Origin of the sequence: Intestinimonas massiliensis (ex Afouda et al. 2020) (genome assembly GCF_900626285.1) — a bacterium.
Taxonomy (GTDB): domain Bacteria; phylum Bacillota; class Clostridia; order Oscillospirales; family Oscillospiraceae; genus Flavonifractor; species Flavonifractor massiliensis_A.
Map to the genome: position 1 here is coordinate 1,392,434 of NZ_LR131147.1, position 14,537 is coordinate 1,406,970.

The 14,537-nt window shown below is 56.1% G+C and carries 12 protein-coding genes, 2 pseudogenes and 1 riboswitch; of the genes and pseudogenes, 3 read left to right on the plus strand and 11 right to left on the minus strand.

The window, feature by feature from the left end; translation table 11 throughout:
- Positions 1 to 52: 52 nt before the first annotated feature.
- The gene (locus tag E0E41_RS18905; RefSeq protein ID WP_242623718.1) at positions 53 to 250 is read right to left on the minus strand and encodes a hypothetical protein; all 198 of its coding nucleotides are present in this window, start codon (positions 248 to 250) and stop codon (positions 53 to 55) included.
- Between E0E41_RS18905 and E0E41_RS19260 the strand changes: the two are divergent.
- Both E0E41_RS19260 and E0E41_RS07145 read left to right on the plus strand, forming a co-directional pair.
- A pseudogene (locus E0E41_RS19260) lies at positions 167 to 433 on the plus strand (DUF1016 N-terminal domain-containing protein); the annotation flags it as partial. The gene E0E41_RS18905 and the pseudogene E0E41_RS19260 overlap by 84 nt on opposite strands.
- A gap of 136 nt (positions 434 to 569) precedes the next feature.
- Entirely contained in the window at positions 570 to 1,031 is a 462-nt protein-coding gene (locus E0E41_RS07145) for a low molecular weight protein-tyrosine-phosphatase (RefSeq protein WP_130869298.1), read from the plus strand.
- A 284-nt stretch (positions 1,032 to 1,315) separates the two neighbouring features.
- Here the strand turns inward: E0E41_RS07145 and E0E41_RS07150 are convergent, their stop codons facing one another.
- Both E0E41_RS07150 and E0E41_RS07155 read right to left on the minus strand, forming a co-directional pair.
- Entirely contained in the window at positions 1,316 to 2,419 is a 1,104-nt protein-coding gene (locus E0E41_RS07150; RefSeq protein ID WP_368019899.1) for an IS3 family transposase, read from the minus strand.
- Positions 2,420 to 2,628: 209 nt separating this feature from the next.
- A complete protein-coding gene (locus tag E0E41_RS07155; RefSeq protein ID WP_130869300.1) occupies positions 2,629 to 3,990 on the minus strand; it encodes an IS3 family transposase in 1,362 nt (453 codons plus the stop codon).
- A 278-nt stretch (positions 3,991 to 4,268) separates the two neighbouring features.
- On the opposite strand from E0E41_RS07155, the gene E0E41_RS07160 reads away from it, so the two are divergent.
- A complete protein-coding gene (locus tag E0E41_RS07160; RefSeq protein ID WP_242623719.1) occupies positions 4,269 to 5,903 on the plus strand; it encodes an ATP-binding protein in 1,635 nt (544 codons plus the stop codon).
- Positions 5,904 to 6,071: 168 nt separating this feature from the next.
- On the opposite strand, the gene thiC is transcribed toward E0E41_RS07160, so the two are convergent.
- The 8 genes and pseudogenes from thiC to E0E41_RS07200 form a co-directional block, all read right to left on the minus strand.
- The gene (gene thiC, locus E0E41_RS07165) at positions 6,072 to 7,376 is read right to left on the minus strand and encodes a phosphomethylpyrimidine synthase ThiC (RefSeq protein ID WP_130869301.1); all 1,305 of its coding nucleotides are present in this window, start codon (positions 7,374 to 7,376) and stop codon (positions 6,072 to 6,074) included.
- A gap of 14 nt (positions 7,377 to 7,390) precedes the next feature.
- Positions 7,391 to 8,203, minus strand: coding sequence for a bifunctional hydroxymethylpyrimidine kinase/phosphomethylpyrimidine kinase (gene thiD, locus E0E41_RS07170; RefSeq protein WP_130869302.1), 813 nt, complete (start codon positions 8,201 to 8,203; stop codon positions 7,391 to 7,393).
- Positions 8,204 to 8,280: 77 nt separating this feature from the next.
- Positions 8,281 to 8,916 carry a thiamine phosphate synthase gene (thiE, locus tag E0E41_RS07175; RefSeq protein ID WP_130869303.1) on the minus strand — a complete coding sequence of 212 codons (636 nt, stop codon included), beginning with the start codon at positions 8,914 to 8,916 and terminating at the stop codon, positions 8,281 to 8,283.
- Positions 8,903 to 9,715, minus strand: coding sequence for a hydroxyethylthiazole kinase (gene thiM, locus E0E41_RS07180; RefSeq protein WP_130869304.1), 813 nt, complete (start codon positions 9,713 to 9,715; stop codon positions 8,903 to 8,905). The genes thiE and thiM overlap by 14 nt, the downstream gene beginning before the upstream one ends.
- A 202-nt stretch (positions 9,716 to 9,917) precedes the next feature.
- Positions 9,918 to 10,439 (minus strand): annotated as a pseudogene (thiW, locus tag E0E41_RS07185) (energy coupling factor transporter S component ThiW); the annotation flags it as partial.
- A 75-nt stretch (positions 10,440 to 10,514) separates the two neighbouring features.
- A riboswitch (TPP riboswitch) is annotated at positions 10,515 to 10,620 on the minus strand.
- 45 nt (positions 10,621 to 10,665) lie between these two features.
- The gene (locus E0E41_RS07190) at positions 10,666 to 11,223 is read right to left on the minus strand and encodes a prolyl-tRNA synthetase associated domain-containing protein (protein ID WP_130869306.1); all 558 of its coding nucleotides are present in this window, start codon (positions 11,221 to 11,223) and stop codon (positions 10,666 to 10,668) included.
- A gap of 3 nt (positions 11,224 to 11,226) precedes the next feature.
- Complete coding sequence (locus E0E41_RS07195; protein WP_130869307.1) at positions 11,227 to 12,510, minus strand: O-acetylhomoserine aminocarboxypropyltransferase/cysteine synthase family protein; 1,284 nt, start codon at positions 12,508 to 12,510, stop codon at positions 11,227 to 11,229.
- 93 nt (positions 12,511 to 12,603) lie between these two features.
- Positions 12,604 to 14,478, minus strand: coding sequence for a WG repeat-containing protein (locus E0E41_RS07200; protein ID WP_165450525.1), 1,875 nt, complete (start codon positions 14,476 to 14,478; stop codon positions 12,604 to 12,606).
- Positions 14,479 to 14,537: the final 59 nt, after the last annotated feature.

Here is a 14,537-nt window from a genome sequence, read left to right on the forward strand (position 1 = left end):
CAGGCCAAAGAGAAACGCAGGAGGCGCCTCCTGTGCTTCTCTTTGGCCTGTTTCAAAATAAGGCAGGTTCTGCCGGAAAGGAGAAGCTATGAACATCCGCAAAAACATCGATTATTCCGCCATGTTTGCGGCTCTGGACGCTGCGCTGAGCGCCGAGATGCCCCAGATGCAACTCTGCTGCGAACTGGGCCGCATCGTCTGTTCCCGGCCGGAGAAAGGCGCGGCAGTGGCCGCAGCCGAATATCTGCATAGCCGTTTCCCCGATGCTTCCGGCTTCTCCCCGCGCAACCTTCGCCGGATGCGGGAGTTCTATCGGATGTATGAGGACACCCCCGAGTTGCTGACCCTGGCCATGGAGATCAGTTGGACGCAGAATGTAGTCATTCTGGAAGCAGACATGGAGCCGGAGGAGCGGCGCTGGTATCTTCGTGCCGCTGGTCGTTTCGGCTGGTCAAAGGCAGAACTCCAGAGAAAAATCGATTCTGCCGCCCATCTGGAAATCCAACTCGACGAATCTGAGATTCAGTGCTATACTGAGTGTAATAGTAATGAGTTGGAGTGTACGGAGCATGATCAGGATACTTTTTCTCTGCCACGGCAATATTTGCAGAAGCCCGATGGCCGAGTTTATCATGAAGGATCTGGTGAAGAAAGCCGGTCTGGAGCAGAGCATTCAAATCGAGTCAGCAGCCACCAGCACCGAGGAGATTGGCAATCCGGTGTATCCGTCGGCTCGCCGCAAGCTGTCCGAGCATGGCATCGATTGCTCCGGCAAGAGAGCCCGCCAGCTGCTGAACAGCGACTACGAGAAATACGACCTCCTGATTGGCATGGATCATGCCAACCTGCGGAGTATGTACCGCATCTGCGGCGGCGATTTTGCCGACAAGATGCACCTGCTGATGGACTTTACCAACCGTCCCGGCGAGGTAGCCGATCCGTGGTACACCGGCGATTTCGATACGACTTGGCGGGATGTGGAGGAAGGCTGCCAGGGACTTCTTCAAAAAATCATCCACAAGGGGGTGTAAGTGCGTGGACAAACTGGTTGTCAGGGGAACCGAGATCAGTGTACAATGGAATTCCAGTCGGGATGACTTTATCAGCTTGTGAACGAGGGTCGACTTTTGGAACAGTTTTTTTGGACTGTCCTAAAAGTCGGCCCTTGTTTTATTCTCAAAGCCTTGCTATTCAAGGTTTTTGTTGTGATAAGTTGTTCGTAAGAATCTGAACATTAAAATCCAAACAGCTGAAAATGACGGCAGAAGCAGCAGAAAATCCGGAATTTGAACCCCTCTTTCCAGAAACAGAACTTTTACTGTTTCCTGAAAAATGCGTCCTCATATTGCTCTGGCGTTTGAAGGTTCAGAGTGGTATGCGGGCGTTTTTGATTATAGAAAGCAATGTATTCGTCGATCTTCTTTCGCAGTTCAGCTTCGGAGTGGTAATTATTGCGGTAAAACTCCTCCTTCTTGAACACAGCGAAGAAGGATTCCATCACGGCGTTGTCATGGGGCGTTCCCGCATTGGAAAACGACTGCGTGATCTTTAACTTTTTCAGCAGCTGACGGAACGCATGGGAAGTGTATTGACTACCCTGGTCGCTGTGGAATATCAAATTTTCTCCCGGCGTTCGGGCATCGTAGGCCATCCTGAGCGTTGCTGTAATCAGCTGTGTACTATTACGTGTGGATACTTTATGGGCAATTACTTTTCTGGAATATAAATCAACAATGGCGCAGAGGTAATAATATCGATCCTTCAGTTTCATGCAGGTAACATCGCTGACCCAAACACAGTTTGGAGCCTCTGCATGAAACTGCCGCTGTAAAATGTTAGCCTTCCGCTCGTAGCTGTTGGATTTTTTCCATTGTCGTTTAGAGGTGGTCGATACGCTGCTCAACCCCATCTCGCTCATAAGTTCCCGTACCAATGTTGTGCCAGCTCGATAACCTCGCTCATGAAGCACGTTACAGATCTTCTCGCTCCCGAATGTCTGTCTGCATTCCTCAAAGATTTCCCGAATTGCCGTTCGCAATTCTTCCCTATGTTTGGCATAAGAACTGTTATCCCGTTTGTTCCGCTTGATGTGATTGTAAAAGGTTCCCCTCGGAACATCTAAGGCTTCGCAAAGAACATGGACACTAAACTGGCCATAAAATGGTTCCAATACGGCAAGCTTCTCCTGTGTTGTCGCGTTGGCGATCGCAGGGATAGATTTTAGAACCGCAATGATTTGCTCTTGCTTTTCGCAGCGGCGGAGAAGGCTGTCAAAGTCTTTCGGAGTAACAGTGCGGGAACTGTCCTTGGATTCAACAGGCCGATAGGTCTGAATCCATGTGTAAAAGGTACTTCTGGAAATCTGGTGCTCCTGGCAGATCTCAGAAACAGTCTTGCCGTTGTAATATAGGCTAACCAATGTTTGAACAAGGGTCGAATTTTGGAACAGATTTTTTGGACTGTTCCCAAAGCCGGCCCTTGTTTTATCCTCAAAGCCTTGCTATTCAAGAGTTTTGCCGTGACAAGCTGCTCGTAAGAATCTGGACATTCAAGTCCAAACAGTCGAAATTGGCGGCAGAAGCAGCGGAAAATCGAAGATCCGAACCCCTCTTTCCAGAAACAGAACTTTTATTGTTTCCTGAAAAATGCGTCCTCATATTGCTCTGGCGTTTGAAGGTTCAGAGTGGTATGCGGGCGTTTTTGATTATAGAAAGCAATGTATTCGTCAATCTTCTTTCGCAATTCAGCTTCAGAGCGGTAATTATTGCGATAAAACTCCTCCTTCTTGAACACAGCAAAGAAGGATTCCATCACGGCGTTGTCGTGCGGCGTTCCCGCGTTGGAAAACGACTGTGTGATCCTTAATTTTTTCAGCAGCTGACGGAACGCATGGGAAGTATATTGACTACCCTGTTCGCTGTGGAATATCAGATTTTCTCCCGGTGTTCGGGTCTCGTAGGCCATCCTGAGCGTTGCTGTAATCAGCTGTGTACTATTACGTGTGGATACTTTATGGGCAATTACTTTTCTGGAATATAAATCAACAATGGCGCAGAGGTAATAATATCGATCCTTCAGTTTCATGCAGGTAACATCGCTGACCCAAACACAGTTTGGAGCCTCTGCATGAAACTGCCGCTGTAAAATGTTAGCCTTCCGCTCGTAGCTGTTGGATTTTTTCCACTGTCGTTTAGAGGTGGTCGATACGCTGCTCAACCCCATCTCGCTCATAAGTTCCCGTACCAATGTTGTGCCAGCTCGATAACCTCGCTCATGAAGCACNAGGTAATAATATCGATCCTTCAGTTTCATGCAGGTAACATCGCTGACCCAAACACAGTTTGGAGCCTCTGCATGAAACTGCCGCTGTAAAATGTTAGCCTTCCGCTCGTAGCTGTTGGATTTTTTCCACTGTCGTTTAGAGGTGGTCGATACGCTGCTCAACCCCATCTCGCTCATAAGTTCCCGTACCAATGTTGTGCCAGCTCGATAACCTCGCTCATGAAGCACGGCACAGATCTTCTCGCCCCCGAATGTCTGTCTGCTTTCCTCAAAGATTTCCCGAATTGCCGTTCGCAATTCTTCCCGATGTTTGGCATAGGAACTGTTATCCCGTTTGTTCCGCTTGATGTGATTGTAAAAGGTTCCCCTCGGAACATCTAAGGCTTCGCAAAGAATATGGACACTAAACTGGCCATAGAACGGCTCCAATATCGCAAGCTTCTCCTGAGTTGTAGCGTTGGCAATCGCAGGGATAGATTTTAGAACCGCAATGATTTGCTCTTGCTTTTCGCAGCTGCGAAGAAGGCTGTCGAAATCTTTGGGGGTAACTTTACGGGCGCTGTTCTTGGATTCAACAGGCCGATAAGCCTGAATCCAACTGTAAAAAGTGCTTCTGGAAATCTGGTGCTCATGGCAAATTTCAGCAACAGGCTTCCCGTTGTAATATAGGTTAACCAATGTTCGCTTTTCTTCCTCACTGTAACGCATCCTATACGATCTCCTTTCACTTTATATGACTTTTTATGATGATTTAAGTGTATAAGGAGCCCATAAATACGACAAGGTAAAGTTTAAATGTGAGAGGGACACGGCACAGTAAAGGTGCAAAAGAAACCTGCATTTGTACATTTGACCTTGAGGTCGGGAAGAGGTTTGAAAATGCCGGACAGAAATCGATTGTAGAAAGAATAAAACCTTGCTATAATGAAAGTCATAATAATGGAAATAGTATTCCAATAAACCGATAATAAGGAGGCGAGGCCGAATTGTATACCCCTATGACGCTTGAAGAATTGATGGAAGCTCAGGAGGGCGAAGGGATTCAGTTTAAGGAAGCAAAGAACCGGTTTGATTTTGGAGAGGCACTTCGTTGCTGCTGTGCGCTTTCAAACTGTGGCGGGGGAAAACTTGTCTTTGGTATTTCGGATAAGCGTCCTCGACAAGTTGTCGGCAGCCAAGCATTTGAACAGCCCGAACGCACACGTAAGGGTTTAATCGATAAGCTGCACATTATGGTTGACTTTCAAGTTTATGAACATGAGGGTAAGCGTGTTTTAGTATTTGAGATAGCAGGTCGACCAGTTGGCCTGCCTGTGCAAGCTGATGGCGTTGCCTGGTGGTACGAAGGAGATAGTCTGATTCCTATGCCAGAAACCATTCGGCGACATATCTATGCGGAGGCAGGGATCGATTTTTCTGGCAGTATTTGCGTTGGGGCAACTCTTGATGATTTAGATCCGTCTGCTGTAGACGAGTTTCGCAACAAATGGGCTGAAAAAAGCAGCAATCGTCGGATCATGAGTCTTTCGCAAGAACAGCTTTTGCGAGACTGTGAAGCCGTTATTGACGAGGACGGAATTACATATGCGGCACTGGCGCTATTTGGTAAACGAGCAGCGCTCGGAAAGTTTTTGCCACAAGCTGAAATCGTTTTTGAGTACCGCTCGTCAAATGCTTCTGGCCCAGCAAATCAGAGAGAGGAATTTCGGGTAGGATTTTTTTCTTGCTATAACCGTTTGTGGGAGCTTATTAATCTACGTAACGATAAGCAACACTATCAGGAAGGTTTTTTTGTTTACGATATTCCCACATTTAACGAACGAGTTGTTCGTGAGGCGATCTTGAATGCAGTAAGTCACCGGAATTATCAAATGGGTGGGAGCGTGTTTATCCGACAGTATCAAGATCGGCTTGTAGTAGAGAGTCCAGGAGGCTTTCCGAATGGAATCACGATTGAAAATATCCTGGACCGGCAATCGCCACGAAACCGCCGTATTGCTGAAATTTTAGCGCTTTGTGGTCTGGTTGAGCGCTCTGGTCAGGGAATGAACTTGATGTATGAGTGGAGCATTAAAGAGGCAAAACAACTGCCTGATTTCACAGGTACAGATCAAGATTTTGTGAAATTAACTCTAAACGGTCTGGTGCTGGACGAAAAAATGTTATCGCTCATCAACCGCATAGGCGATGAGCGGATGGAGTCGTTGACTACTGGCGATTTCTTGGTAATTAACGCAATGTATCATGCAGAAAGCATTCCTCAGAATCTCAGGCAGAACTTAAAACGTTTGGAAAATTTGGGATTAGTAGAGCATATCGGTCGCAGCAAATATGTTCTGGCGCGCAGCCTATATGCCGCAGTTGGGAAATCCGGTGTACATACGCGGATTGTTGGTTTGGATCGTGAAACAAACAAAGAGCTGCTGCTAAAGCACATCCGTGAAAATGGTGAGCACGGTACGCCACTCAGAGAATTGCAACAGGTACTACCTGGGCAAAGCCATAATCAACTACAGGTTCTTATGCGGGAGCTTCAGCGTGAAGAACGTGTATATTGCAAGGGTAAAACTCGCGGCGCAAAATGGTTTGCAAATGATTTTGGTTCGAGCACGGATGATTAAATGCGACTGAAATGCGACTGAGGTCTCATTTCAGTCGCATTCAAAAGCATTTCTTTTTATTCAAATTACAATAGTTTGGTTTTAAATGCAGGCCTGAAAGCTGGCATCTATAGTGTTGCGATGTTCCAAAAAGAAGGACACGCTCAGGCGTGTCCTTCTTTTTGGTTTTCACAGAATGTCGATGTACTCGCCGCTGAGAGCCTTGTTCATGCTGCGCACGGCGCAGAATTTGCCGCACATGGAGCAGCTGTCCTCGTGCTCCGGCGCCCGGTCCGCCCGGATGCTCTTGGCCGTCTCCGGGTCGATGGAGCACTCCCACTGCTTCTCCCAGTCGAAGGTCCGCCGGGCGTCCGCCATGGCGTCGTCCAGGTCCCGGGCGTGGGGGATCTTCTTGGCGATGTCCGCCGCGTGGGCCGCGATCTTGGAGGCCACTATGCCCTGCTTCACGTCCTCCACATTGGGCAGGGCCAGGTGCTCCGCCGGGGTCACATAGCACAGGAAGGCCGCGCCGGAGGCCGCCGCAATGGCCCCGCCGATGGCGGAGGTGATGTGGTCGTAGCCCGGGGCAATGTCGGTGACGATGGGGCCCAGCACGTAGAAGGGCGCCCCCATGCAGATGCTCTGCTGCATCTTCATGTTGGCCTCGATCTGGTCCAGGGGCACGTGGCCGGGGCCCTCCACCATCACCTGCACGTCCCTGGCCCAGGCCCGGCGGGTCAGCTCGCCCAGGCGCACCAGCTCCTCGATCTGGCACACGTCGCTGGCGTCGGCCAGGCAGCCGGGACGGCAGGCATCTCCCAGGGAGATGGTCACGTCGTACTCCCGGCAGATGTCCAGGATCTCATCAAAATACTCGTAGAAGGGGTTCTCCTCCCCCGTCATGCTCATCCAGGCAAAGACCAGGGAGCCGCCCCGGGAGACAATGTTCATCTTCCGCTTGTGGGTTTTGATCTGGTCGATGGTCTTGCGGGTGATGCCGCAGTGGAGGGTGACGAAGTCCACGCCGTCCTGGGCGTGGAGGCGGATCACGTCGATGAAGTCCCGGGCCGTCAGGGTAGCCAGGTCCCGCTGGTAGTGGATGACGCTGTCGTAGACGGGCACGGTGCCGATCATGGCGGGGCACTCCCGGGTCAGCTTCTGCCGGAAGGGCTGGGTATTGCCGTGGGAGGACAGGTCCATGATGGCCTCTGCCCCCATGTGGACCGCGGCCATGACCTTCTCCATCTCCACGTCATAGTCCTTGCAGTCCCGGGACACCCCCAGGTTCACGTTGATCTTGGTGCGCAGCATGGAGCCCACACCGTTGGGGTCCAGGCAGGTGTGGAGCCGGTTGGCGCAGATGGCCACCTGACCCCGGGCCACCAGGTCCCGGATCTCCTCCTCGGTGCGGTACTCCTTGGCGGCCACCGCCTTCATTTCGGGGGTGATGATCCCCTTTCGGGCCGCTTCCATCTGTGTGGCATACTCTCTCATGGTGATTCTTCCTTTCAGACTGATTGTTTTTCTTCGGCGAAAGTGCCGCTCAAAGCGAAGTTGTGGGCCATGGGTCCGCTGCCCTTCCCCAGATCCAGCATGGCCGCCAGAGCGCCGGAGATGTACTCCTTGGCTCTCTGGATGGACTCCTCCAGGGAGAAACCCTTGGCCAGATTGGACGCGATGGCGGAGGACAGGGTACAGCCGGTGCCGTGGGTGTTGGGATTGCGGATCCGCTTTCCCGGGAACCATTGAATGTGGCCGCCGGCGTACAGCAGGTCGTCGGCGTCGCTGACGCTGTGGCCCCCCTTCACCAGCACGGCGCAGCCGTGGGCCCGGGCGATGGCTTCGGCCGCCGCCTCCATGTCCCCCCTGCCCCGGATGGTCAGCCCGGACAGCGCCTCCGCCTCCGGGATGTTGGGGGTGACCAGGTCGGCCAGGGGCAGCAGCTCCCCCTTCAGGACGGAGACGGCCTCCGTCTCCATCAGGGCCGAGCCGCTGGTGGCCACCATCACCGGGTCCACCACGATGCGCTCCGCCTTCCAGTCCGTCAGGGCCCGGGCGATGACCTGGATCAGGGCCCCGCCGGACACCATGCCGATCTTCACCGCGTCGGGCCGGATGTCGGAAAAGATCATGTCCAGCTGCTGCCGGAGAAAATCCGGCGGCACCTCCAGGATCCCGGTGACGCCGGTGGTGTTCTGGGCGGTCAGCGCCGTAATAGCGCTCATGCCGTACACCCCGTTCATGGTCATGGTCTTCAGATCAGCCTGAATTCCGGCGCCTCCGCTGCAGTCGCTGCCTGCAATGGTCAATGCTGTTTTCATGGGATTGCCTCCTTCTCGGTTCAGCATTGTTTTGTTAAGCGGCATAAGGTGGTGCCCCCAATGTGCCGCTGGATACGTTATTCCTTCCTCAGCCCGTCAAAGGCCTGCCGCAGTCCCTCCGCCGCGGCCCTGGGGTCGTCCGCCTTCATGATGGCGGAGACCACGCAGATGCCCCCGATGGGGATGCCCTTCAGCACCCCCAGATTGTCCCGGTTCAGTCCGCCGATGGCGTTCACCGGGATGGGCACCGCTTTGCAGATCTCCCCCAGGGTTTCGGTGGAGGTGAGGACGGTGACCACCTTGGTGGTGGTGGGGTAGATGGCCCCCACCCCCAGGTAGTCCGCCCCCTGCCGCCAGGCCTCCAGGGCCTGGGGCACCGTCTTGGCGGTGGCCCCCACGATCCTGTCCGGGCCCAGGAGCTTTCTGGCCAGCTCCACCGGCATATCGGTCTGACCCACGTGGACCCCGTCGGTCTCCGCCGCCAGGGCCACGTCCACCCGGTCGTCCACCACCAGAGGCACCTGATAGCGCCGGGCGAGGGCGTGGACTTCCCGGGCCAGATGGATGTATGCCCGGGTGGAGCGCTCCTTCTCCCGCAGCTGCAGGAAGGTCACGCCCCCCTGGAGGGCCCGCTCCACCTTCTCCAGAAAGACCTCCTCCGGCAGGCCGGTGCTGTCGGTCACCAGGTACAGGGTGGTATCAAGCTTCTTCATGGTAAAATTCCTCCGTCCGTTCACAGGTCTGGATGGTATCCCCGTCCAGGGTGGAGAGCCGGTCCATCAGATTCACCAGAAAGGTGCCGCTCCCCTTTGGGGTGGCCGCCTTCTCCCCCGCCGTTCCCAGGGTGACGCAGGCCGCCTCCGCCGCCGCCATGGGCTCCGCCGCCGTCAGGAAGCAGGCGCACAGGGCACCCAGCATACAGCCCGTTCCGGTGACGCTGCCCAGCTGGGGGGTGCCGTTGCGGACGGCCCTGGTCCGGCTCCCGTCGGTCACCAGGTCGGTCTCCCCGCTGGCCAGCACCACGCAGCCGTACCGGCGGGCCAGCGCCCCGGCGGCTTTTGCCGCTGCCGCCGGGGTCAGGGACCTGTCCCCGTCCACGCCGGAGGCGGTGTACTCCGGCCGGACCAGGGCGTTGATCTCGGCGTAATTGCCCTTGAGCACGGCGGGCGGGTATTGCTCCAGCAGCCGCCGGACATAGTCCCGGCGCATCCGGGAGCAGGCCACCCCCACCGCGTCCAGCACCACGGGCACCCCCTTTTCCCGGGCCGTCCCGGCGGCGCGGAGCATGGCCTCCATCCGCACGTCGGTGATGTTGCCCAGGTTGAGCAGCAGGGCCGCCGCCGTGGCGGTGATCTCCGCCACCTCCCGGGGGTGCTCCGCCATGATGGGCCGGGCCCCCAGGGCCAGCACGGCGTTGGCGCACTGGGTGATGGAGATGGGATTGGTGATGGCGTGGATCAGGGGGGCCTCCCGCCGCAGGGCCCGGAGCATGGGGTCGAACCGGTTACTCACGGGCCGCCGCCCCCTTCCTCCGGGTCTGGAGCAGGTAGTAGACCAGGGCGATGGCCGCGAACAGGAGCACCGCCCCCCAGGCCGCCCAGTTCCACAGGGGTCCGGCGGTGGGGAACACCATGCCGGTGAGGATCTTGATGACCAGGTAGACGATCATCCCCAGGGCGGCGATGGCGGCGGCGTTGGACAGGGGGCTGCTCCCCTCCTCAAAGCTCCGGTCGGAGAGCATCCGCTGGAACCGGGGCAGCACCCCGGCCCGGGCCAGCTGCCGCAGGAACACGAAGGCCACCGAGCCGCCGATGAGGGTGCCGCACAGGAAGGAGGGCACGTAGAACAGCCAGCTCAGCCCCTCCCGGTGCACCAGCAGGGTCATCACCGGGTAGGAGACGATGGCGCCGATGATGCCGGTGCCCGCCACCTCCCCCAGGACGGCGCAGATCAGCTTCCCCCTGGAGGCCCGGTAGAGCACCCCGGACAGGAAGGCGCCGAACACCGCCCCGGTGAGGGCCAGGGGCGGTATGCCCATGGCGCTCATGCGGATGATGCCGATGAGGGCGGCGCACAGCAGGGCGTACCAGGGGCCCATCAGCACGGCGCACACGATGTTGATCAGGTGGGCGGTGGGGCACATCCCCTCCACCCGCAGGATGGGGGAGATCACCACGCCGATGGCCACCATCATGGCCAGAAACACCATGCGGAGGATCTTTTTGGAATGGTTCATGGTCTGTTCCTCTTTTCCGGGGAAATGTCGGCACAGAAAAAGCGGGGACTACCCCTTCGGATAATCCCCGCGGCAAAGCGAATCCATCTGTTTCCCTACGTTGGCATTACCCAAATCAGGTTATCGGTCTAAGGTCACACCTTACTCTCAGCCTGTCACACAAGCTCCCGTTTTTTCAATTGTCTACCGCATTATAGCCCCGCTATCGGGAAAATGCAACCATTTTTTACTCGGCTTCCGGCCAAGGCAGATCCACCACCGTGGGCGTGTGGCCCACCGCGGGGAGAAACTTCTCCAGGAAATCGGTCCGCTTCAGCCGGATGGTGGAGGTGGAGAAGCAGGGGTGGCCGCTGATGTACTCCCCCGCCAGCAGCTCCCGGTCCATCACCAGACGCACCTTGCCCTCCGGGTCGTGCATCAGCTCAAAGGCGCTGGCAGAGCCGGGGGCGGCCCCCAGCAGCTGCTTCATCTGCTCCGGGCTGGCAAAGGACAGCCGGGCGCAGCCCAGCTGCTTGCTCAGGTCCTTGGTCTTGAAGGGCTTGTCCCCCGGCATCATCAGCAGGTAGAAGTCGGTCTGCTGCCGGTTGGTCAGCAGCAGGTTCTTGCAGATGGGCACACCCAGCACCGCCTCCACTGCCTTGCAGTCCTCCATGGTGTTGGCATAGTCGTGGTCGCACCGGAGGTAGGGGATGTTCAGCTTGCCCAGGAAGGCATACACCGCCATCTCATTGGGGTCCCGGTCCTCCGCCGGAGGGCCGGAATAGATCTCAGGATTCACATACATGGCTCACACCCCGGCCAGAGCCTGATCCACATCCTCCAGGATGTCGTTGATATCCTCAATGCCCACGCTGAGCCGCACCAGGTCGGGGGATACCCCGGCAGCCGCCAGCTCCTCGTCGGTCATCTGCCGGTGGGTGGTAGAGGCGGGGTGGAGGGTGCAGGTCTTGGCGTCGGCCACGTGGGTGGCGATGGAGGCCAGCTTCAGCCCCGCCATGAACTTGGAGGCCGCCTCACGACCGCCCTTCACGCCGAAGGACACCACGCCGCAGGTGCCGTTGGGCATATACTTCATGGCCCGCTCGTAGTAGGGGTCACCCTTCAGGCTGGGATAGCGCACCCAGGCCACCTTTGGGTGGTCCTTCAGGAACTTGGCCACCGCCAGGCCGTTCTCGCAGTGCTTGGCCATCCGCAGGGGCAGGGTTTCAAGGCCGATGTTCAGGTAGTAGCAGTTCTGGGGGGAGGGAATGGACCCCAGGTCCCGCATGAGCTGGGCGGTGGTCTTGGTGATGTAGGCCCCCTCCAGGCCGAATTTCTCGGTGTAGGTGATGCCGTGGTAGCTCTCGTCGGGGGTGGTCAGGCCGGGGAACTTGTCGGCGTGGGCGTTCCAGTCGAACTTGCCGGAGTCCACGATGGCGCCCCCCACCGCGTTGGCGTGGCCGTCCATGTACTTGGTGGTGGAGTGGGTGACGATGTCGGCCCCCCACTCGAAGGGGCGGCAGTTCACCGGGGTGGCGAAGGTGTTGTCCACGATCAGGGGCACCCCGTGGGCGTGGGCGGCCCTGGCGAACTTCTCGATGTCCAGCACCGTCAGGGCCGGGTTGGCGATGGTCTCCCCGAACACCGCCCGGGTCTCAGGCCGGAAGGCGGCCTCCAGCTCGGCCTCGGTGCAGTCGGGGTCCACGAAGGTGAAGTGGATGCCCATGCGCTTCATGGTGACGGCGAACAGGTTGAAGGTGCCGCCGTAGATGGAGGAGGAGCACACCACGTGCTCCCCGCAGGAGACGATGTTGAAGATGGCATAGAAGGAGGCCGCCTGGCCGGAGGAGGTGAGCATGGCGGCGGTGCCCCCCTCCAGGGCGCAGATCTTGGCCGCCACGTGGTCGTTGGTGGGGTTCTGCAGGCGGGTATAGAAATAGCCGCTGGCCTCCAGATCGAACAGGGCGCCCATGGCCTCGCCGGAGGTATAGCGGAAGGTGGTGGACTGGATGATGGGAATATTGCGGGGCTCCCCGTTGCCGGGGGTATAGCCCGCGTGGAGACATTGGGTGCTGATGCGGTGCTGGCTCATGGGTGGGTCTTCCTTTCTGTTTCTTACTTTGCCATAATGAAGTATGTTACACCCGGTCCGGGAGGTTGTCAAGGGCGGACACCCCCGATTTCCTCAGGCCATAAACTTCTGATAAGCCCGGAGGGCCAGGAGGATGCCCTGCTCCACCGTGGTGGTATCCTTGGGTGACAAGGACGTGCCAGAAGTACCCTGGAGAATGCCATTGGCATTCAACGCTGCCACAGCATCCACAGCCCAATCGGACACTTGGCCAACGTCCGCATAGCCCTCCAGGCTGCCTCCTTCGATAAGGGTCTTTTGGCCTGTCTCCTTTTCCAGATACTGAATCGTACGACAAAGCAGCGCTGCCACCTGTTCCCGGTTAATATAACCATTAGGGCTGAAGCGGCTGCCGTCATCCAGGCCGTTCACCAGTCCAATCGCGGCGGCCTTGCGTACCCACAGGTCATCCGTATCGGTAAAGGTACCCTCCGCCGCCGGGGTAATCGTCTGTCCGGTCACCTTCTCCACCAGGTTGGCCATCAACTCTGCAAAGCGCCGCCGGGTGATGCGGAACGTGAAATAGCTGTTGTTGCTCTCCGTCACAACTCCCGCCACCTGCGCCTGCTTTACTTCTTCCGCCGCCCAAGAGCTGGGGTAGTTTTTCAGGCGGGGATCAAAAATCAAATCCATTTTATTGTTGACTACATCGCCCCAAGCTACTCCATCGGAAAATTCTATGATATTAACGTAATATGCGCTATAGGATAGCGGCAACGGCCCATAAACCATCTCGCCCTGGCGATCCATTAAATAGCTCTCCCCGTCCGGTAAAGCGACTTGCGCCAGCCCCTGCTGAAAGCCTCTGATGACCTGAACGTCTTGTGGAAGGGTCAATTCCGTCTGTCCTTGCGCATTGATGAATTTCCACTGGTCGTTTTCCAGTTCTTTTACGGGAATCGGCCACTCTGGACAAGTGAGAACCTCTTCATAAATGGGGCCCGTAAGTTCCTGAACGGAGAGGTCTACCAGCCCCTTTGGGATCGGAACATCCAGCGGTATAGGCTTGTCCTTATATGGATAATAGATGGCGCCGCACACACCATCGGAAAAATCACCGGTAAGATTAAACTGCTCCTGCGGCTGAATCAGGATCGTCCCGTTCTCATCTGCCAGTCCTTCTTCGTCGGAATCCGTAGACAGGAGAAACAACGGATGCTCGTCACTGGTGCGCACGCCATCTGTATAGGCATCCTGATAGGAAATATTGTGATATGTGCAGGGGATAATCTCGTTTCCCTTCAAATCGATCACGCCGTCATAATCACCCAAGTTGACAATGACCGTGTTGCCACGGGGATCATACATGTAGTCGTACTGAGGGGCCACAATCCATGCGCCGGTCTTATCGATCAGGCCGTACTTTCCCATTAAATCGCGCGCAACCGCTACACCCCTGTGAAACGGCCCTACATCAGAAAATTGTTCGCAGGTAAACACCGTTTTTCCCTCGGTGTCGATGAACCTCAATAACCTATCTTCAAAGTTATAAATAGGCGCAACGCCCTCATGAAATTCGCCGCCGTTAATTTCAGAGGGAAGGGGCAACACGAGAGCGCCAGTTTGATCTACATAACCGTAGACACTCTCAGTCTTCACAAAGGCCCACCCCTCAGAGAAGGCACCCGCTGTCCGGCAACGCTCGAAAGGGAACAGCCACTCTCCCCATTGATTGCTGTAATTCATATATACAAGACTTGGGTACTCATACCCGTCAATTTCGATACCGCCTTCTACTCTGAGCAGAGGTAGGGCGCTGTTTCTTGTTGAAAAATCATCATAGGCAACACCATATAATAGATCAGCCCTGATATCCACTTGGACATAATCTACTTCACTGCCTACTGCTTTTGCCGAAGGGAAAATCGAGCAAGTGGCTAAAAGAAGTGCAGCCAGGGCAAATAGCGGTATCCTTTTGTTGAATTTCATCATATTCCTCCCTGTCTGTGTGACCCGTTGCGGCTATTCCAACCTCAGCGGCCTGTTTG